At 60.1% G+C, this 20,107-nt stretch carries 12 protein-coding genes and 1 pseudogene; 9 read left to right on the top strand and 4 right to left on the bottom strand.

Annotation, left to right across the window (positions count from 1 at the left end):
• The first annotated feature begins 134 nt into the window (after nt 1–134).
• Entirely contained in the window at nt 135–1,532 is a 1,398-nt protein-coding gene (gene dnaB, locus J3P94_RS24690) for a replicative DNA helicase (RefSeq protein ID WP_027911801.1), read from the top strand.
• Here dnaB and J3P94_RS24685 read toward each other — a convergent pair whose 3' ends face one another.
• Nucleotides 1,533–5,561 carry a dermonecrotic toxin domain-containing protein gene (locus J3P94_RS24685; RefSeq protein WP_434569996.1) on the bottom strand — a complete coding sequence of 1,343 codons (4,029 nt, stop codon included), beginning with the start codon at nt 5,559–5,561 and terminating at the stop codon, nt 1,533–1,535.
• Nucleotides 5,562–5,778: 217 nt separating this feature from the next.
• On the opposite strand from J3P94_RS24685, the gene J3P94_RS24680 reads away from it, so the two are divergent.
• From J3P94_RS24680 to J3P94_RS24650, 7 genes and pseudogenes are all read left to right on the top strand, one after another.
• A complete protein-coding gene (locus J3P94_RS24680; protein ID WP_434569995.1) occupies nt 5,779–8,079 on the top strand; it encodes a YgiQ family radical SAM protein in 2,301 nt (766 codons plus the stop codon).
• Nucleotides 8,080–8,381: 302 nt separating this feature from the next.
• The gene (locus J3P94_RS24675) at nt 8,382–9,302 is read left to right on the top strand and encodes an NAD synthetase (protein WP_434569994.1); all 921 of its coding nucleotides are present in this window, start codon (nt 8,382–8,384) and stop codon (nt 9,300–9,302) included.
• Nucleotides 9,299–9,759: pseudogene (locus J3P94_RS24670) on the top strand (hypothetical protein). The gene J3P94_RS24675 and the pseudogene J3P94_RS24670 overlap by 4 nt, the downstream one beginning before the upstream one ends.
• Nucleotides 9,760–9,934: 175 nt before the next feature.
• Nucleotides 9,935–13,228 carry a DUF2126 domain-containing protein gene (locus tag J3P94_RS24665; RefSeq protein WP_434569993.1) on the top strand — a complete coding sequence of 1,098 codons (3,294 nt, stop codon included), beginning with the start codon at nt 9,935–9,937 and terminating at the stop codon, nt 13,226–13,228.
• Between the two features lie 207 nt (nt 13,229–13,435).
• Nucleotides 13,436–15,922 (top strand): circularly permuted type 2 ATP-grasp protein, encoded by a 2,487-nt coding sequence (locus J3P94_RS24660; RefSeq protein WP_434569992.1) that lies wholly within the window; start codon nt 13,436–13,438, stop codon nt 15,920–15,922.
• A complete protein-coding gene (locus J3P94_RS24655) occupies nt 15,922–16,815 on the top strand; it encodes a transglutaminase family protein (RefSeq protein ID WP_434569991.1) in 894 nt (297 codons plus the stop codon). Before J3P94_RS24660 ends, J3P94_RS24655 begins: the two co-directional genes overlap by 1 nt.
• Nucleotides 16,816–16,946: 131 nt before the next feature.
• Nucleotides 16,947–17,324: an NUDIX hydrolase gene (locus J3P94_RS24650; RefSeq protein ID WP_305497168.1), complete on the top strand. Its 378-nt coding sequence runs from the start codon at nt 16,947–16,949 to the stop codon at nt 17,322–17,324.
• Nucleotides 17,325–17,397: 73 nt separating this feature from the next.
• Here J3P94_RS24650 and J3P94_RS24645 read toward each other — a convergent pair whose 3' ends face one another.
• Together J3P94_RS24645 and J3P94_RS24640 are read right to left on the bottom strand one after the other, a co-directional pair.
• The gene (locus tag J3P94_RS24645) at nt 17,398–17,583 is read right to left on the bottom strand and encodes a hypothetical protein (RefSeq protein ID WP_434569990.1); all 186 of its coding nucleotides are present in this window, start codon (nt 17,581–17,583) and stop codon (nt 17,398–17,400) included.
• A 68-nt stretch (nt 17,584–17,651) separates the two neighbouring features.
• Complete coding sequence (locus J3P94_RS24640; protein ID WP_434569989.1) at nt 17,652–18,239, bottom strand: TIGR00730 family Rossman fold protein; 588 nt, start codon at nt 18,237–18,239, stop codon at nt 17,652–17,654.
• Nucleotides 18,240–18,579: 340 nt separating this feature from the next.
• Between J3P94_RS24640 and azu the strand changes: the two genes are divergently transcribed.
• Entirely contained in the window at nt 18,580–19,026 is a 447-nt protein-coding gene (gene azu, locus J3P94_RS24635; RefSeq protein ID WP_434574295.1) for an azurin, read from the top strand.
• 251 nt (nt 19,027–19,277) lie between these two features.
• On the opposite strand, the gene nadE is transcribed toward azu, so the two are convergent.
• A complete protein-coding gene (gene nadE, locus J3P94_RS24630; RefSeq protein WP_434569988.1) occupies nt 19,278–20,105 on the bottom strand; it encodes an ammonia-dependent NAD(+) synthetase in 828 nt (275 codons plus the stop codon).
• Between the last annotated feature and the right edge of the window lie 2 nt (nt 20,106–20,107).

The raw sequence follows: 20,107 nt of genomic DNA, 5'->3' as shown, positions 1-20,107 counted from the left end.
CAACACCTGTCGGTTGGCACCCTCGGGCGCCAACCGGTAACATCGGGCACGATCCTGTCTACAGGTCGTGCCCTTTGTCTTTCTGCAAGTCCTGATTTCCATACCCCCTGCTTTACCTGAAGAATCAAGTGGCCATGAACGAAATCACCGCTCCCGAGCAATACGATCTGCAAACCGCTGCCTTGAAGGTGCCTCCGCATTCCATCGAGGCCGAACAGGCCGTACTCGGTGGCCTGATGCTGGACAACAACGCCTGGGAACGTGTGCTCGATCAAGTTTCCGACGGCGATTTCTATCGGCATGACCACCGCCTGATTTTCCGCGCGATCGCCAGGCTCGCCGATCAGAACATGCCGATCGACGTCGTCACCCTGGCCGAGCAATTGGACAAGGAAGGGCAGACGTCCCAGGTCGGCGGCCTCGGTTACCTGGGCGAACTGGCAAAAAACACCCCGTCGGTCGCCAACATCAAGGCTTATGCCCAGATCGTTCGTGAGCGGGCAACCTTGCGTCAGTTGATCGGCATCAGCACTGAAATCGCCGACAGCGCGTTCAACCCGGAAGGCCGAACCGCCGCCGAAATTCTTGACGAAGCCGAGCGGCAGATTTTCCAGATCGCCGAGGCCCGGCCGAAAACCGGCGGCCCGGTGAGCGTCAATGACTTGCTGACCAAGGCCATCGATCGCATCGACACCTTGTTCAACACGGACAACGCCATTACCGGCCTGTCCACCGGCTATACCGACCTGGACGAGAAGACCAGCGGCTTGCAACCGTCCGACCTGATCATCGTCGCCGGCCGTCCGTCCATGGGTAAGACCACCTTTGCGATGAACCTGGTGGAAAACGCCGTGCTGCGCAGCGACAAGGCGGTGCTGGTGTACTCCCTCGAGATGCCAGGCGAATCGCTGATCATGCGTATGCTGTCGTCCCTGGGTCGTATCGACCAGACCAAGGTCCGTTCCGGCCAGCTGGAAGACGACGACTGGCCGCGCCTGACCTCGGCGGTCAACCTGCTCAACGACCGCAAGCTGTTCATCGACGATACCGCCGGTATCAGCCCGTCGGAAATGCGCGCCCGAACCCGTCGCCTGGTGCGTGAGCACGGTGATATCGCGCTGATCATGATCGACTACCTGCAACTGATGCAGATCCCCGGTTCCAGCGGCGACAACCGGACCAACGAGATCTCCGAGATCTCTCGTTCCCTCAAGGCCCTGGCCAAGGAATTCAACTGCCCAGTCGTTGCCCTTTCGCAGTTGAACCGTTCCCTGGAACAGCGCCCCAACAAGCGTCCGGTGAACTCCGACTTGCGGGAATCCGGAGCGATCGAGCAGGACGCCGACGTCATCATGTTCGTCTACCGCGACGAGGTGTATCACCCCGAGACGGAACACAAGGGCATTGCCGAAATCATCATCGGCAAGCAGCGGAACGGCCCGATCGGCTTTATCCGCCTGGCGTTTATCGGCAAGTACACGCGCTTCGAAAACCTGGCGCCGGGTAGCTACAATTTTGATGACGACGAATAATCAGGGCTTGGCCCCGGCCTCAAACAGTGCCTGGATCATTGTTTCGTCGTATTGATAGTTCCAGCGCAACTCGGTATTTGCCGGAATGTCCTCGTTGGCGAAGAGCACCGTTAGCGTTACGCATTCCCGTGGCTGCTCGCCTTTTTGGACATAGGCTTTGAAAAATGCCGATTCGACGTTATAGCCTGCGGCCGCTTGCCTCACGGGTATGCCCTCTTCGTATTCGAAAATGGTATTGATCCGAGACAGGATATTGTCCCCTGAAAACACCACATCGCTTCTGATTGGGCGGGGCGATGCTTCGTTACTCGAGCCGGGCTGGTCGATCGGGCTGATGTCGTTCAGATAAGGATCCTGGCGATGCGCGGCAACAGTGATGGGAACAAGCTCGCCACCGTAGACCCCGAGTATTTCGCCTTTTTTGAGCGGCTGCTTATTCACCACGGCCGATTGGCCGATCAGAACTCTTTCTTCCGGGAATTTCTGGTGCGCAGCGGTGAAGGTGACCACTTCAAGTTTCTCGTCATACAACCGCGCCACTTTCTCGTAGCCTTCCCATTGAATATAAGGCAGAACCAGTTCCTTGCTGAAGGTTCTACCGGAGGTGGGAGAGGTGCCTAGGCTTTGTAGGCTTCTGATTCGCAAGGGCAGCCCGTCCGTATCTCTGAGTGGATACCGGCCATTATTCGCGCGAACATAGATTCGCCGATAATTCTCGCTGTGCTGGTAAGACTTATCGGAGCGCATGTGGCTCAGTTCGTTCGCCGTATAAGGTGTCGGCTCGAGGTCGTCATTGGCTGTTTCGTAGTCCGAGGAGGATTCGGCCGACTCGAACTCGTCGCTGGATTCTGGGTTCGTCATCGGGAGTGGGGAGGGCGCTCCTCCGAGGAGCTTGCCTTTGGTTTCGTCGAGGCTCCAGCCACCTGTGGCGTCTTTTCGAATGTAGGGCCTGTAAGCCCTGAAGGGGCTGCGAGCGTCGAGCAGCAGGATGCCAAGGCTATCCATCTTGACCTGGAAGTATTGCTCTTTGTCTCGGACGTAATAGCGGGGGAAACCGTCAGCAAAAGGTTTTGACTGATAAAGGCCATCGCTGCGCAATGTCAGTTCGGGAGGCGGATTGGGTACTGCGAAAAGCGGATCCAGAGGCTGTGTTGTCATCTCTGACGTCAGTACACCCGAGGTCTTGAGTCGGACAGCGGATGGACGTGTAGCCATCAGTTTCAAGTTTGCCTGCCGGATGGCCTGTTTGAGAGTGGGAGCACCTGCTTGACTGAGAACAGTGCGGCGCTCGGAATCCGACAGGACCTTCTCAAGGCTGCTGAACAGATCCGTGGGCGCATGAAGCTGTTTGCCCGTGGCGTCATGGGGGGTGTACAAGCCATTGTGGCGTGTCAGCAGGTAACGGGTGCCGGCGGACTCGCTGCCATTGCTGCCGAGCAGTAGACCGTCGGTGCTATGGTCACGTATTTCTATGCGGCGCGAGGCCGGCCAGCCAGGTAGCTGGTCCAGTGTGTCAATGATCAGCAATAGCCCTTCATCGTTGCTCACTGAGTCCAGGTAGATGTTTTCGCGTGCTCGAGTGATCTGGATATTTTCAATGTATCGTCTGGCTTCCCAGTGTTGTTCGACGGTCAGGCTTTTCTCGCGCTGTATCCGCAGTCGTTGTTTCGGGCTAAGGACTGCGGCCATTTCCTCAAGATGGCTTTTCGGCAATTCAGGCACGACTCGGTGAATGTCTTGTTGAATCGGGTCTTGGATTTTTTCGCCAAATTCGAAAAGTCGTGCAAACAGAAGTTGTTTATTTTTCTGTGCGTGGTTGTGCAGCGTCATAGCCAGATTTTCGACCTTGGTGAGATCGTCAATGTAGGGTTTCTGCAGGATGGCGTTGAATTCCAGCTGTGGCATTTGCATCTCTAAGGCATGCAGCAGCTCTCCGTTCCTGAATCGCGACTCCGGCACCCGAATTTCAGCGGGCCCGTTACCGTGTGAGAGCAAGACTCCTTGCTGGTCGTCAATGATCGATAGTGTTCGGTTTTTCGGCCAATTAGGCAGTGAGCATACCGAGTAAAACTGAAGGAAAGGGCTGTGTGAGGTGATGCTCGCGCCTTTGGCCCGATCGATGGAAAAGTCGTTGATTTCCTGCTCAAGATTGAAGCGTTTAACTGTATCGCGCAGCAGAGGCGGGGGGCGTGACCCGTCCTGATGGACTTGACGCAGGGTTGTGTTCTCGGTTCCGCCGAGCAGCAGAATAGATTCGACCGCCGTAGGCTTGATGCTGGCGGCGTCAGGTCCCAATCGTTTGATCAGCTTGAAGTCGTCCCAATCCTCGGTGCTTTCATGCAAGTGACGCCAGCCGCCGACGCCATTACCCAATATAGGGGGGGTGTAGGCATCCGGGTCGGTTGGATGAAGCAGTTGCCATTGCTGGTCCTGCGGGTCACGTTGTATGGCGTGGACCGCGTCATCGAGCTTCAGATAATGCCGTTGTTCATGCTGATAAATGCCTTGGGCATCGGCGGGAAGTGCTTCGGGTAATGTCGTGGGGTGGCGGTAGGCTGCAAGGTCGGAGTGCCAGAGGCGCCATCCCTTGTTGCGTATCTGGACTTTCACCAGGTTGGCGGTGAAGCCGCTGCCCTTGATCGCCCCGGCAGTTGCCACGGCCAAAGCGGCGTTATCCACGATGTCCAGCAGATCATTCAACGCCCGCTCGCTGTCGCCCCGGCTCCAGGCGGCAAAACCGTCAAAGACGGTTTCGGTCAGTTGGGCTGCGCTGACCACCAGCAGCACTTCTCCAATAATTGGAACGAACGAGGCCGCAAAGAACAGCGCTGACTTGCCCAGGTCGGCGTAGTACTGAAGACGTTTTTGTCGGCTCAGGATATCGATGTCGGCAGTGGGGACGGCGACGACGCGAGCATCGTTCTGGATCTGTGTGATCCGTTGCATGCCCATTGCGTAGAATACGTCTCCCTGGATCGGGGCCAGGGCAATCGGCTCTTTCAGCGTGGCCTTCAAGACTTCCAAGCGCCGGTTGGGATAGACCCAACGGGTTTGGGTAGGCAGGACGGTCAGTAATGTATCCCTGTGCCGCAAGGGGACGAGACGCTCGAAAAAAACCGAGTAGCCTGGGGTGCTCAAGCGCTCGGCCAGGCTGTGGCTCAGGTCGTCCATGGACCAATGGCTACGAAACGGCGAAATCGGGTCCTGCGGGGTGTACAGGATGATCGGTCTGTCGCCATGGTTCAGTTGGATCACCAAGACGCTGGGAATGACGACGTTGGCGATGGTCAGGTGGCTGCACGACAGTTCACGGTGGGTGGTGTCGCGTTGCAGGCTACGTAATCGCAGATAGGCCGTGTGTTTCAGTCTGCCTCGAAGATGCGCGAAGAGCAGGGCGGCTCCGAAGCAACTTTGCTCATGCCAGCGGAATATCCCGAGCACTTGCGAAGCGGTACGTCTGGCGCCTGGTATGGCCGTTGGTTGAAGTACCTCGTTGACGTGCTTGAGGTACTGACCACCGATATCCAGCTGACGGCAAACCCCAGCGAACCGGGTCGGGGCAATGGACGTCAAGACCCTCCCGGCCTGGCTGACGTTATAGAGGCCGGAACCTTGTTCCATTCCTCCATTCGCCGCTTCCGAGGCTTCGAAGTTCTGCAGGGCTGCCTCGAGCAAAGTATGTTCGGTGGTCTTGTAGTGGGTCTTGATCAGACCCAGCAGGTGACTATTCTTCCATTCACGTACAAGAAGGGCGTTTTCGTCCTTCAAGAACCCGGAAAAATGCTTCCGGATTGCTTCTTGTACCAAAGGTCGAGCAAAGACTTCGGGGCTCTTCAGTTCGTCGAGAAGTCCCTTCACGTCATGCCGGGCTTGATTGCTACTGATAAGGTGTTGGCGCAACTCCCTGAGCGTTGCTGCTGGTGCTGTTTTGATCCAGGAAGGCAGTTGTGTCCTGATGAAAGCCTCATGTGGGTGAACAGGGGCCGGTGAAGGTGGTATTTCTTGCGGCTGGGAACGGTGTTTACTCATTGGAAGACCATTGGAGTGGTGTGGTTGGTCTATCCAAGTTATCCCGCCGGTTGTCTCGACGAGCGGTAACTATCTAACGCCTGCACCCTCCACAGATGGAGTATTGGGGAGCGCCGGAGCTGGTAGAGGCAAAAGCCGACCACTGTCGTCGGAATTGGTTGTTTTTTGTGCTATATTCCGCGCCCGCGATTTTTCATCTTCTATACCGGTCATCGACATGCAAGCAGCCAAGCCGTTATTTGACTATCCCAAGTACTGGGCCGAATGTTTCGGACCGGCGCCGTTCCTGCCGATGAGCAGGGAGGAGATGGATCAGCTCGGCTGGGATTCGTGCGACATCATCATCGTGACCGGCGATGCCTACGTCGATCATCCGTCGTTCGGCATGGCGATCATTGGCCGCCTGCTGGAAGCCCAAGGCTTTCGCGTTGGCATCATTGCCCAGCCGAACTGGCAGTCCAAAGACGACTTCATGAAGCTCGGCGAGCCCAACCTGTTCTTCGGCGTCGCGGCCGGCAACATGGACTCGATGATCAACCGCTACACCGCCGACAAGAAAATCCGTTCCGATGACGCCTACACCCCAGGCGGCTTGGCGGGCAAGCGGCCGGACCGTGCGAGCCTGGTCTACAGCCAGCGCTGCAAGGAAGCCTACAAGCACGTGCCCATCGTACTCGGCGGTATCGAAGCGTCCCTGCGCCGCATCGCCCATTACGATTACTGGCAGGACCGGGTGCGCAATTCGATCCTGATCGACGCCTGCGCCGACATCCTGCTCTACGGCAACGCCGAGCGGGCGATTGTCGAAGTGGCCCAGCGCCTGTCCTACGGCCACAAGATCGAAGACATCACCGACGTGCGCGGCACCGCGTTCATCCGTCGCGACACGCCGCAAGGCTGGTACGAAGTCGATTCCACGCGCATCGACCGTCCGGGCAAGATCGACAAGATCATCAACCCGTACGTGAATACCCAGGATACGCAAGCCTGCGCCATCGAGCAGGAGAAGGGGCCGGTCGACGACCCGAGCGAAGCCAAGGTCGTACAGATCCTGGCGAGCCCGAAGATGACCCGCGACAAGACCGTGATCCGCCTGCCGTCGGTGGAAAAGGTCCGTGGCGACGCGGTGCTCTACGCCCACGCCAACCGCGTGTTGCACCTGGAAACCAACCCGGGCAACGCCCGTGCCCTGGTGCAGAAGCACGGCGACGTCGACGTCTGGTTCAACCCGCCGCCCATTCCGATGACCACTGAAGAAATGGACTACGTGTTTGGCATGCCTTACGCGCGCGTCCCGCATCCGGCGTACGGCAAGGAAAAAATCCCTGCCTACGACATGATCCGTTTCTCGGTGAACATCATGCGCGGCTGCTTTGGCGGCTGCACCTTCTGCTCGATCACCGAGCATGAAGGTCGAATCATCCAGAACCGCTCGGAAGAGTCGATCATTCGTGAGATCGAAGAGATCCGCGACAAGGTCCCTGGTTTCACCGGGGTCATTTCCGACCTCGGCGGCCCGACCGCGAACATGTACCGCATCGCCTGCAAGAGCCCGGAAATCGAATCCGCGTGCCGCAAGCCGTCCTGCGTGTTCCCAGGCATCTGCCCGAACCTCAATACCGACCACTCGTCGCTGATCCAGCTGTACCGCAGCGCCCGGGCGTTGCCTGGGGTGAAGAAGATCCTCATTGCCTCCGGCCTGCGTTACGACCTGGCGGTCGAGTCGCCGGAGTACGTCAAGGAGCTGGTGACCCACCACGTCGGCGGTTACCTGAAGATCGCCCCGGAGCACACCGAGGAAGGTCCGCTCAACCAGATGATGAAGCCGGGCATCGGCAGCTATGACAAATTCAAGCGGATGTTCGAGAAGTACACCAAGGAAGCCGGGAAAGAGCAGTACCTGATTCCGTACTTCATCGCGGCTCACCCGGGCACTACCGACGAAGACATGATGAACCTGGCGCTGTGGCTCAAGGGCAACGGCTTCCGGGCCGACCAGGTGCAGGCGTTCTATCCGTCGCCGATGGCCACGGCCACCGCGATGTACCACTCGGGCAAGAACCCGCTGCGCAAGGTCACCTACAAGAGCGACGCGGTGACTATCGTCAAGAGCGAAGAGCAGCGCCGCCTGCACAAGGCATTCCTGCGTTATCACGACCCGAAAGGCTGGCCGATGCTGCGCGAAGCGCTGACCCGCATGGGCCGCGCCGACCTGATCGGGCCGGGCAAGAACCAGTTGATCCCGCTGCACCAGCCGGCGACCGACAGCTACCAGAGCGCTCGTCGCAAGAACTCGACGCCGGCTGGCAGCCATAAGGTGGGCAAGGAAACCACCAAGATCCTGACCCAGCACACCGGTTTGCCACCGCGCGCGAGCGACGGCGGTAACGCCTGGGACAAACGCGAGCAAGCCAAGGCCGCTGCGTTCGCCCGTAATCAGAAGGCTGCCAAGGAGCGCAAGGATGCGGCCAAGGGCAAGGGACCGAAGCCTGCGCGCAAGCCGGTTGTGCCGCGCTGATCGCCCCGCCCGGTTGCAAAACGCCAGCCTGAGTGCTGGCGTTTTGCTTTCTAGCGGCAGTGCTGGCAGTTTGTTATCGTGGCGCCCGCCAACGGCGTAACGGCGGATAACATAGCTTTTGTGGCGAGGGAGCTTGCTCCCGCTGGGCTGCGAAGCGGCCCCAAACAATCCCATGCAATGTTCCCAGGCAGACCGTGCCGGCCGGTTTACGACGGCTTCGCCGCCGAGCGGGAGCAAGCTCCCTCGCCACAGGTGTTCGATGTGGATAAAGGCCCACTTTCCGATTCTCAAGGACGATTCATATGAGTACCCCTTTGCCGGGCATCGGCATGGATAACAGCATTTCCCAGCGAATGGCTCGCCAGCGCATCGAAAGCCAGATCAACCTGCCACGATTGTTCGCCGCCATTGACGCCGATCCCGGCATCGTCGGTGCCGGGGTGGTGTATATCGATGCTGAGTTCAATGTAGTGACCCTGCGTGAGTTCAAGCCGATCTGCAGCATCAAGCCCAAGCGGATTATCTTGCGTGAGGCGCAAAAGTACATTGCGCCGGCTCAGTTTGCTCAGCAGGTGCAGGACAATCCTCGTGAATCTCGATTGGTTGGCGAAGCGATCAATACCTCGTTGTCGTGCGCTGGGGCCGTTATCGGTTGGGTAGTGGTACTCAGCGGTTCCGTTGCTATTCCATTCTCTGCGGGGGCCAGCACTGCAATCGCTGTTCTGGGTTACACCGCCGCTGCGGCCAGCACGGCGCAGTGTTTTACCAGCGGTTATCGCATGCGCAATGAAATGGTTAACCCCGCCCGAAATGATCAGCTCGATAGTGAAGAGTGGTACCAGTACACCATGATCGCATTGGACGCTGCGTCGTTGGTTGGGGTTGGAGCATCGTCGCTGACGACGCTCAAACTGGTCAGATTGAACAAAGCTGCGACGGGCAAAAGTGTGCGGGAAGTACTTCGGGGATTGAATCGTCAGGAGCGAGCCAAACTCACCAAAGAATTGCTGAGTATCAATGACCCGCGCTTGACCTCCAAATTGCTCAAATTGAAACAATTGTCTGGCGAGCTACCCAAGCGTTTTACGTCCACTCAAATCAAGCATGCCACGGTCACGCAGATTCGGGATGCTTTGGGAGCTGCCATCGGCTTCACCGGAAGCGCGATTTCAGGGAATGTCCGGACTATTGCTGTAGGGCTGTATGAGGAGATTGAGGAGTGAGTGTCCAGCCCAGCATCCGCCAATTTCTATCGCAATATTTTCCGGTCTTCATGGGCGCGATATTCGCATCGATTTTTTCTTTGGTTTTTGCTGTTCCACTGTTTTTTGATAGCTATTTTGGGACGCTATCAATGGCGGATAACGTGAAGTGGTCTTTCTGGGGGGCATCACGCTTACGCTTGTTGTGGTGCATTGCAACTTCATGATTGCGCGCGGACGTCCATTCTGGGTATGGCCGTTGGTAGGGGTGTCTGGGTTGTGTTTTTTATGTGTATTACCCACTATCGAATATCGACCTGATTCGCTGATCTACAGTTTGAGTTTATTTTTTCCATTGGTTGCTCTGTTGCTGCTCAACAGCAAACGCCACCGGGAAATGCGCCGCAAGCTCGTCGAGATCCGCCACCAGCGCGAACGCATCATCCAATCCGCCAAGGCCTCGCGTCCGCGCCGTTGAGTCGATTCGCTACCGCCCGCGCCGCATTTATGTGCGGCCGTTGCAGATCAATACAGGCATCGCGCGGTTTTAGTGCTCTACTGCCCTGAGTAGACGTAGAAAGTGTCCGACCTGCCTGTGTGGCATAAGTCTTGCGCCGCTTTCGATAACGCCCAGGCTCCGCAGGAGGCACGCCGTGTCGATCCATGTCGCTTTGCACCATGTCACACATTATCGCTACGAGCGCGCTGTCGAACTCGGTCCGCAGATCGTGCGCCTGCGCCCGGCCGCCCATAGCCGTACGCGCATTCTTTCGTATGCGCTGAAAGTCTCGCCCGATCAGCACTTCATCAACTGGCAACAAGACCCTCAGGGCAATTACCTGGCGCGGCTGGTGTTCCCGGAAAAGACCGATGAGCTGCGGGTCGAGGTCGATCTGGTCGCCGAGATGGCGGTGTTCAATCCATTCGACTTTTTCCTTGAACCCTACGCCGAGAAGATTCCGTTTGCCTATGCAGCCGACGAAAAACACGAGCTGATGCCCTATCTGGAAAAGCTGCCGCTGACGCCGAGATTCAAGGCTTATCTGGACGGCATCGACCGCACGCCGCTGCCGGCGGTGGACTTCCTGGTGGCATTGAACCAGCGCCTGAGCGAAGACATCAGTTACCTGATCCGCATGGAGCCCGGCGTGCAGACGCCGGAGCACACCCTGGAGCATGCGTCCGGTTCCTGCCGGGATTCGGCCTGGCTGCTGGTGCAACTGTTGCGTCATCTGGGCCTGGCGGCGCGGTTTGTCTCCGGTTACCTGATCCAACTGACTGCCGATGTGAAAAGCCTCGACGGCCCGTCCGGTACGGAAGTGGACTTCACCGACCTGCACGCCTGGTGCGAGGTGTACCTGCCCGGCGCCGGCTGGATCGGCCTGGACGCCACGTCCGGGTTGTTCGCCGGTGAAGGTCATATCCCCTTGGCGTGTAGTCCCGATCCGTCCTCGGCAGCGCCGATCAGCGGCCTGGTGGAACCTTGCGAGTGCCAGTTCAGCCACGAAATGTCCGTCGAGCGAATCTGGGAGGCGCCACGGGTCACCAAGCCATACACCGAAGAGCAATGGCAGGCGATCCAGGCGTTGGGCCGGCAGATCGACAGCGACCTGCTGGAGGGCGACGTCCGCCTGACCATGGGCGGCGAGCCGACCTTCGTTTCCATCGACGATCCGGACGGCGCCGAGTGGAATACCGCAGCGCTCGGCCCGGACAAGCGTCGCCTCTCCGCCGAGTTGTTCCAGCGCATGCGCAAGCACTACGCGCCCGAGGGGCTGGTGCACTTCGGCCAGGGCAAGTGGTACCCCGGCGAGCAACTGCCGCGGTGGTCGCTCAACTGTTATTGGCGGCGTGACGGCGTGCCGATCTGGCGCGACAACGTGCTGATCGCCGACGAACAGCAGGACTACGGCGCCGATGGCGAGCTGGCCGGGCGCTTCCTGGCGAGTGTCGCCGAACGCCTGAATATTCCTGCGCGGTTCGTCTTCGCGGCCTACGAAGATAATTTCCATTACCTCTGGCGCGAGGGCAACTTGCCTTCGAACGTGACAGCCGAGGACCCTCGGCTCGAGGATCCCCTGGAGCGGGCGCGGTTGCGCAAGGTCTTCAGCCAGGGCCTGGACAAAGTGGTCGGCCAGGTCCTGCCGCTGGCGCGCACCGCCAAGGGCGATCAATGGCAAAGCGGCCGCTGGTATTTGCGCGACAACCATTGTCGGCTGGTGCCGGGCGATTCGCCGCTGGGCTATCGTTTGCCGCTGGCGTCGCAGCCATGGGTGACGGCAGCCGAGTATCCCTTCATCCATCCCACCGACCCGAACCAGGACTTGCCCGAGTTGCCTGGCACAGAGCAACTCGCCCATCACGGCGAGCCGGCCCTGGAACAGGAGCGCGCGCCGAAGGTCGACGAATCGGCCGATTGGCTGACGCGCACCGCGTTCTGTGCCGAGGCCAGGGAAGGGCGGCTCTATCTGTTCATGCCGCCGCTGGAGCGGGTCGAGGACTACCTGGAACTGGTCAGCGCCATTGAGGCGACAGCCGAGGAACTGAGCTGTCCCGTGCTGCTGGAAGGCTACGAGCCGCCGAGCGATCCGCGCCTGAGCAATTTTCGCATCACGCCTGACCCGGGCGTCATCGAGGTCAACGTGCAACCGTCGGCGACCTGGGATGAGCTGGTCGAGCGCACCGAGTTCCTTTACGAGCAGGCGCGGCTGAACCGGCTGACCACCGAAAAATTCATGATTGACGGTCGACACACCGGCACCGGTGGCGGTAACCATTTCGTCCTGGGCGGCGCGACGCCGGCTGACTCGCCCTTCCTGCGTCGTCCCGACTTGCTGCGCAGCCTGATCAGCTACTGGCATAACCATCCGTCGTTGTCCTACCTGTTTTCCGGACTGTTCATCGGCCCGACGTCCCAGGCGCCCCGCGTGGACGAGGCGCGCAACGACGCGTTATATGAACTGGAGATCGCCTTCGCGCAAATGCCCGAGCCTGGCGAAGCATGCCCGCCCTGGCTGGTGGATCGATTGCTGCGCAACCTGTTGATCGACGTGACCGGCAATACCCACCGCGCCGAGTTCTGCATCGACAAGCTCTATTCACCGGACGGCGCCACCGGGCGTCTCGGCTTGCTGGAGCTGCGCGCTTTCGAAATGCCGCCTCACGCCCGTATGAGCCTGGCCCAGCAGTTGCTGCTGCGGGCGCTGGTGGCGAGGTTCTGGCGTGAACCCTACGCGCCGGCGAAACTGGCGCGCTGGGGTACTGAGCTGCACGATCGCTTCTTGCTTCCGCATTTCATCGAGCAGGATTTTGCCGATGTCATCGACGATCTCAATGTCGCCGGTTATCCGCTGCGGGCCGAGTGGTTCGCCGCGCACCTGGAGTTCCGCTTTCCCAAGGTCGGCGATTACGCGGTCAATGGTATCGAGCTGCAGTTGCGTCAGGCGCTGGAGCCCTGGCATGTGCTGGGAGAGGAGGGCACGGCGGGCGGCACCGTACGCTACGTGGACTCGTCCCTGGAGCGCTTGCAGGTCAAGCTCAGCGGCCTGGCGCCACAACGTTATCTGCTGACTTGCAACGGCGTACCGGTGCCCTTGCAACCCACCGGTCGAGTCGGTGAGTTCGTCGCCGGGGTACGTTTCCGCGCCTGGCAACCGGCCAACTGCCTGCAACCGACCATCCCGGTCCATGCACCGCTGGTATTCGATGTGCTCGACACCTGGATGCAACGTTCGCTGGGCGGCTGCCAGTACCACGTGGCGCATCCGGGCGGGCGCAACTATGACAGCCTGCCGGTCAACGCCAACGAAGCGGAGAGCCGGCGGATGGCGCGTTTCTTCCGGATCGGACACACGCCTGGGAAACTTCCGATACCGAACCTGGCAACGGATGACGAGTTTCCACTCACCCTCGATCTGCGACGCTTCCAAGGGGCATTGAAACGATAGATTTACCTTGTGGCGAGGGAGCTTGCTCCCGCCGGGCTGCGCAGCGGCCCCAGGATTTTACGGTCGCTGCGCAACCGAGCGGGAGCAAGCTCCCTCGCCACGATGATTGCCCTGAGGCCTCTTGCCGGATTCAGCTCAAACATACCTATCCGGGTGTCATCTGCCTGCGCTAGTCTCACCTTTCATTGCCGTCCTGCCGAGCTTTCCATGCCTGACCTGCTTGACCGTTACCCGTTGACGACGGGCACCTATCACGAATTGCTGGATGACAGCGGTGCGGTGCGTGCGCATTGGCGGCGGCTGTTCGACCAATTGCAGCGCAGCACGCCGGCTCAGTTGATCCAGCGCCAGGCATTGCTCGCCCGGCAGATCCAGGAAAATGGCGTCACCTATAATGTCTATGCAGACCCCAAGGGAGCTGATCGGCCTTGGGAGCTGGACCTGTTGCCCCATGTCATCGACGCTCGGGAGTGGACGCAACTGTCGGCCGGCATTGCCCAGCGGGCACGCTTGCTTAATGCCGTGCTGGCCGACCTGTACGGGCCGCAGCGGCTGATCAGCGAGGGGCTGTTGCCGGCGGAGCTGGTGTTTGGGCACAACAATTTCCTTTGGCCCTGCCAGGGCATCACACCGCCAGACGGCAACTTCCTGCACTTGTATGCCGTGGATCTGGCGCGCGCGCCCGACGGCCGCTGGTGGGTGACTGCGGATCGGACCCAGGCGCCCTCGGGCGCCGGTTATGCGTTGGAAAATCGCACCATCGTGTCGCGGGCCTTCCCCGACCTTTATCGCGACCTCAAGGTGCAGCACCTGTCCGGTTTCTTCCGCACGTTGCAAGAGACCCTGGCGCGACAGGCTCCCAGCAACGGCGAGCCGCCGTTGGTGGTACTGCTGACGCCTGGTCGGTTCAACGAAAGCTACTTCGAACACCTCTACCTGGCGCGCCAGCTCGGCTATCCGCTGGTGGAAGGCGGCGACCTGACCGTCCGCGACGCGACGGTCTATCTGAAGACTCTCAGCGGGCTGCGTCGGGTCCACGCGATCATGCGTCGGCTCGACGATGATTTCTGCGACCCGCTGGAGTTGCGCACCGATTCGGCCCTGGGCGTGCCCGGATTGCTGGAGGCGGTGCGTCAGGGGCGGGTGCTGGTGGCCAATGCGCTGGGTAGCGGAGTCCTGGAGTCTCCCGGGCTCTTGGGATTCCTGCCGAAAATAAGTCAGTTTCTTTTCGGTGAAGAGCTGATGCTGCCCTCCATCGCCACGTGGTGGTGCGGAGAGCCGCCGGTGCTGGCCCAGGCCCTGGAGAAACTGCCGCAGTTGTTGATCAAGCCGGCGTTTCCGTCCCAGAGCTTCACGCCGGTATTTGGTCGTGACCTGGACGAAGACCAGCGCGCTCAATTGGCCGCACGCATGCAGGCGCGGCCCTATGCCTATGTTGCTCAGGAACTGGCGCAACTGTCCCAGGCGCCGGTATGGCAGGCCGAAGACGGCCAGATCCAGCCCCGAGCCATTGGCATGCGGGTTTATGCGGTGTCCGGGAAAGACGATTATCGAGTGCTGCCGGGAGGCCTGACGCGCGTGGCCGCCGAGGCTGATGCCGAAGTGGTGTCGATGCAGCGCGGAGGCGCCAGCAAGGACACCTGGGTACTTGGCGAGCAGGCGCCCGGCGGTGAGCAATGGAAGGCCCAGCGAACCGTGGGCGTGCATGATCTGGTGCGCCGCGATCCCTATCTGCCGTCTCGTGTGGTGGAAAACCTGTTCTGGTTTGGCCGCTACTGCGAACGTTGCGACGACAGCGCCCGTCTGCTGCGGATCATGCTGGCGCGCTATGTCGACGGCGATGATCCGCAGGCCTTGCAATCGGCGGTTACCCTGGGCGAGAGCCTGATGTTGATGCCGGAGGAGGGCGAGTTGCCCGAGCGCCTGCTAGCGGCCATGCTCGGGGATGACTGGTCGTTCAGCCTGCGCTCCAATCTGCAGCGCTTGCAGTGGGCGGCCTCGCAGGTCCGTGGCAAGCTGTCCCGGGAGAACTGGCAGGCACTGGTGGAACTGCAACGCGAAGCCGTGGAGCTGGAAACCAGCGAGCCGGACTTCGGTGAGCTGCTGGATTTTCTCAATCGACTGGTGATGTCCCTGGCCGCGTTGTCCGGGTTCGCCCTGGACGACATGACCCGCGACGAGGGCTGGCGTTTCCTGATGATCGGCCGGCGCCTGGAGCGTCTGCAATTTCTCAGCAGCAGCCTGGCGGCATTCCTGCGCGGCGAGGCGGTTTTCGATCAGGCCGGGCTGGAATGGTTGCTGGAGTTGGGCAACAGCAGCATCACCTACCGTTCGCGATACCTGGCGGTGGCGCAGCTGATCCCGGTGCTCGATCTTCTGTTGCTGGACGAACAGAACCCTCACGCAGTGCTCTTCCAGTTGAAACTGGTGGCGCGCACCGTCAAGCGTCTGAACGACGATTTTGGCGCGCCGAGAGAAACCGCCCTGCCGGAACTGGTGGCGCGACTGTCGCGCTTTGACTTGCGCTGCCTGGAGAGTCTTTTGTTTGGCGAAGCCAGCCTGCGCGCGGCGCTCGACGGTCTGGCCGATCTGCTGCAGGAAGTCGCCGATGTCAGCGGGCAGGTGTCCGATCGCCTGGCCTTGCGCCATTTCGCCCATGTTGACGACGTCAGCCAGCGCACGGTATCCGTCTGATGAATGCCCGTTACCAGATCCTTCACGACACCCACTATCATTACGACAGCCCGGTGTCCCTCGCCCAGCAACTGGCGCATCTATGGCCGCGGCCCTGTGAATGGCAGCGCTGTACCGAACGACAACTGACCATCAGCCCGGAGCCCACGACCCGTCGCGATGAACAGGATGTGTTCGGCAATCCGCTGACCCGCCTGGCCTTCGAGCGGCCCCACGATGAGCTGTTGGTCAATGCCCGCCTGAGCGTCGAGGTGCTGGCGCGCCCGCCACTGGATTTCGGTTCATCGCCCGCCTGGGAATCCACTCGTCATGCATTGACCTACAGCGGCCGGCCGCTGACGGCGCAGTTGCTGGATGCGTGCCGCTATCGTTTCGAGTCACCCTATGTGCACCTCAAGCGCAGCTTCGTCGAGTTTTCCGAAAGTTGTTTCCCGGTTGGTCGTCCGTTGATGCTCGGCGTCCAGGCGCTGATGGAAAAAATCTTCGAGGAGTTCACTTTCGACGCGGAGGCCACCCAGGTCGCGACACCGCTGGTGGAAGTGCTGGAGCGACGCCGGGGCGTCTGCCAGGATTTTGCCCACTTGATGCTGGCCTGCGTACGTTCTCGCGGATTGGCGGCGCGTTACGTCAGCGGCTATCTGTTGACCCAGCCACCCCCCGGCCAGGCTCGATTGATTGGTGCCGATGCGTCTCACGCCTGGATTTCGGTGTTTTGCCCGGTGCTGGGATGGGTGGATTTCGATCCGACCAACAACGTGCAACCGTCCTTGGAGCACATCACCCTGGCCTGGGGCCGGGATTTTTCCGATGTATCGCCTTTGCGCGGGGTGATCCTGGGGGGCGGTGCCCATGACCCGGAGGTACGGGTGACGGTGATGCCGTTGGAGTCGTGAGTGTAGTTGGACCAATGTGGGAGCGAGCTTGCTCGCGATAGCGCTGGTTCAGTCAGCCTCGATGTGACTGATACGCCGCTATCGAGCAAGCTCGCTCCCACAGGGTTTGTATTGAATTAAGAGGAAAATGCATGTTCCCGGTTTCCATCAAAGGCGTACTGCAATCTCCCGACGGCCTGGTTGTGCTGATGCTCAACGAACGGGACGAATGGGAGTTGCCCGGTGGGCGGATCGAGCTGGGCGAAACGCCGCCGCAGTGCCTGGCACGGGAAATCGCCGAGGAGCTGGCGGTCGAGGTCAGCGTGGGCGAACCGCTGGATTCGTATCTGTTCGAGGTGATTCCCGGCAAGCACGTGTTCATCTCCACTTACCGCTGCCAGTTGCTGGGCGGTTTCGTGCCGACGATCAGTCATGAGCACAAGGAGATCGGGCTGTTCGAGCCAAGCCAGTTGCCAGCGAACCTACCTGCGGGTTATCGCTTGTCGATTATCAACGCGCTGGGGTTGTGAGGGCCGGCAGCGAGGCTGCCGGCCCTGGACACAAAACCGTGGGGCCGGATCGGATCATCGGGCCCTGGAGGAGTCAGGCGTCGGGGGCCTGGTCTTTCGGTGCATCTGCATCATCGTCTGCCGCTACTTCACCTTCAGCATCGGGGTTCAGTGCTGCTTCATCGGCGGTGGCTTTCTTGCGCTGGAGCTTTTCCTCTTTCTTCTGCTCCTTGGCCAGGTCTCTCTGACGTTTGGCGAAGGAATAATTGGGTTTGGCCATGGGCGATCCTCTGGGGTCGAAGGTGAGGTTGAGCGGCGCGTATTCTGCCCTGTATCGGGGTCGAGCCGTTAGCTGGGTTTTTGCTCGGCCCATTTCGGCGGCACCGAGGGTTGCCATTCATCCAGCGCATCGAGCAGGTCATGGGCCGAGTCGCTCACTTGCAGCATGTCACGATGCGGCGCGCGGACGAAGCCTTCACCGACGATGTGATCGAGAAAACCGGTGAGTTTGCTGTAGAAACCGTTCACTTCCAGCAGCCCCAGCGGTTTAGCGTGGTAGCCGAGCTGGCCCCAGGTCCACACTTCGAAAAGTTCTTCCAGGGTGCCGAGGCCGCCGGGAAGGGCGATGAAGGCGTCGCTGAGTTCAGCCATGCGGGCCTTGCGCGCATGCATGCCGTCCACCACTTCCAGGCGTGTCAGGCCGCTGTGGCCGATCTCCTTGTCTTTCAGGCTTTGCGGGATGATGCCAATCACTTCGCCGCCAGCCGCGAGGGCTGCATCAGCGACGATTCCCATCAGGCCGACCGCGCCGCCGCCGTAGACCAGGGTCAGTTTTCGCTCCGCCAGTGCCTGCCCCAGGGCCTGAGCCGCTTCGCGATAGGCCGGATGGCTGCCGGTGCTGGCGCCGCAAAATACACAAACAGACGATATGGACATGCTTTACTCCGTGATCGCTAACCGGTCCAGAGTAAAGCCTGCCCCTTGTTGCGCAAAGAATTAAACCTCGCGCCGGGGTTTTTCGTAGGTGCCGCTGGCGCCGCAAGCGTAGGCGGCGAGCAGGCTGCATAACAGGCTGTTGAGGTTCATGACGGTTGCTCCAGAGGTGATGGAGCCGATCGTAACGGGCGAGTCATACTTGTGGCTGGTTGATTCTGTCCATCAGGCTGATAGTCTTAAGTTGTATACAATCTTTGACACAGGTCATAGGAACTTGCTGGAAAATCAGGCAGTCTTCCCCTTTGACGGATTTTTGTTAACCATGCCTTGGAGATTCATGATGTTCGCCAAACTTGTAGCAGTATCCCTGTTGACACTGGCCAGCAGCCAACTGATGGCAGCGGAGTGCAAGACCACCATTGATTCCACCGACCAGATGTCCTTCAATACCAAGGCCATCGAAATCGACAAGAGCTGCAAGACCTTCACCGTTGAGCTGACTCATTCCGGCAACCTGCCAAAAAACGTCATGGGTCATAACTGGGTGCTGAGCAAAGAGGCTGACATGCAGCCGATCGCAACGGACGGTCTGGCCGCTGGCATTGACAAGGATTACCTGAAGGAAGGTGATGCTCGCATCATCGCCCACACCAAAATCATCGGCGCCAAGGAAACCGACTCGGTGACCTTTGATGTTTCGAAATTGAGTGCTTCCGAGAAGTACGGTTTCTTCTGCTCGTTCCCGGGCCACATCTCGATGATGAAAGGCACGGTTACCCTGAAATAATCAATTTCAGACAAAAAAAGCGCCCCATGCAGGGCGCTTTTTTCATGTCCGGCAAACAATCGAGCCCCTTGTGGGAGCGAGCCTGCTCGCGAAAGCGGTGTATCAGTCAGCGTCGGCGTAACTGATGCGGCGCCATCGCGAGCAAGCTCGCTCCCACATTTGGGCGTCGTCCGACACAGATTCTGCATTCGCCAAAGCCCCCTGTGGGAGCGAGCTTGCTCGCGATGGCGTCAGGTCATACACCGCTGAAGTTACGGCGCGTACGGCATCACTCGCTTGTGCTCGGTCTTGCGGTAGGTTTCGCAAATGATCCTGGCCGCCTCTTCGCGAATCGGTTGGCCATGCAGGAAGGCGTCGATCTCGCCGTAGGTCACGCCATGGGCGGCTTCATCCGGCTTGCCTGGCGACAGGTCTTCCAGGTCAGCGGTGGGGACTTTTTCCACCAGCGACTCCGGCGCGCCGAAATCCCGGGCGATGGCCCGGACCTGGCTTTTCACCAGGCCGCTCAGCGGGGCCAGGTCACAGGCGCCGTCACCGAACTTGGTGAAGAAGCCCATGACCGCTTCGGCCGCGTGATCGGTGCCGATCACCAGGCCTTGCTCCGCGCCGGCGATGGTGTATTGCGCCACCATGCGCATCCGCGCCTTGGTATTGCCCAACACGAAATCCCGCGAACCCGGCGCCTTGCCTTCGAATGCCAGGACTTCCTTCGCCAATGCCTTGACCGCCGGACCGATGTTGACGGTATGGCGCTCGTCCGGCTCGATGAAGTCGACGCAGGCCTGGGCTTCGTGCTCATCGAACTGGGTTTCGTACGGCAGGCGCACGGCGATGAAGCGGTACGCCGAATTGCCGGTTTTTTCCCGCAGCTCGCGCACGGCACGTTGGGCCAGCAGGCCGGCGGTCAACGAGTCGACCCCACCGCTGATACCCAGCACCAGGCTCTTGAGACCCGAGTTGACGAGGCAGTCCTGAATGAAGCTCACCCGGCGCGCGATTTCGGCCTTGAGGGCGGCGTCATCGGCGAACGGTGGCTGGACCTTGAGCTGTTCAGCAATCTCACGCTGTACGGCTTGCATGA

It is taken from the genome of Pseudomonas sp. Z3-8 (assembly GCF_051131975.1).
GTDB lineage: Bacteria > Pseudomonadota > Gammaproteobacteria > Pseudomonadales > Pseudomonadaceae > Aquipseudomonas.
Note: the sequence above shows the minus strand (reverse complement) of the source record. Positions and strands in the feature narration are given on the sequence as shown.

Excerpts from the sequence above, each read along its gene's own strand:
- J3P94_RS24680 (WP_434569995.1), top strand. The coding sequence starts at position 5,779 with ATGCAAGCAGCCAAGCCGTTATTTGACTATCCCAAGTACTGGGCCGAA.
- J3P94_RS24685 (WP_434569996.1), bottom strand. The coding sequence starts at position 5,561 with ATGAGTAAACACCGTTCCCAGCCGCAAGAAATACCACCTTCACCGGCC.
- J3P94_RS24660 (WP_434569992.1), top strand. The coding sequence starts at position 13,436 with ATGCCTGACCTGCTTGACCGTTACCCGTTGACGACGGGCACCTATCAC.
- J3P94_RS24640 (WP_434569989.1), bottom strand. The coding sequence starts at position 18,239 with ATGTCCATATCGTCTGTTTGTGTATTTTGCGGCGCCAGCACCGGCAGC.
- nadE (WP_434569988.1), bottom strand. The coding sequence starts at position 20,105 with ATGCAAGCCGTACAGCGTGAGATTGCTGAACAGCTCAAGGTCCAGCCA.
- dnaB (WP_027911801.1), top strand. The coding sequence starts at position 135 with ATGAACGAAATCACCGCTCCCGAGCAATACGATCTGCAAACCGCTGCC.
- J3P94_RS24675 (WP_434569994.1), top strand. The coding sequence starts at position 8,382 with ATGAGTACCCCTTTGCCGGGCATCGGCATGGATAACAGCATTTCCCAG.
- azu (WP_434574295.1), top strand. The coding sequence starts at position 18,580 with ATGTTCGCCAAACTTGTAGCAGTATCCCTGTTGACACTGGCCAGCAGC.
- J3P94_RS24650 (WP_305497168.1), top strand. The coding sequence starts at position 16,947 with ATGTTCCCGGTTTCCATCAAAGGCGTACTGCAATCTCCCGACGGCCTG.
- J3P94_RS24655 (WP_434569991.1), top strand. The coding sequence starts at position 15,922 with ATGAATGCCCGTTACCAGATCCTTCACGACACCCACTATCATTACGAC.
- J3P94_RS24645 (WP_434569990.1), bottom strand. The coding sequence starts at position 17,583 with ATGGCCAAACCCAATTATTCCTTCGCCAAACGTCAGAGAGACCTGGCC.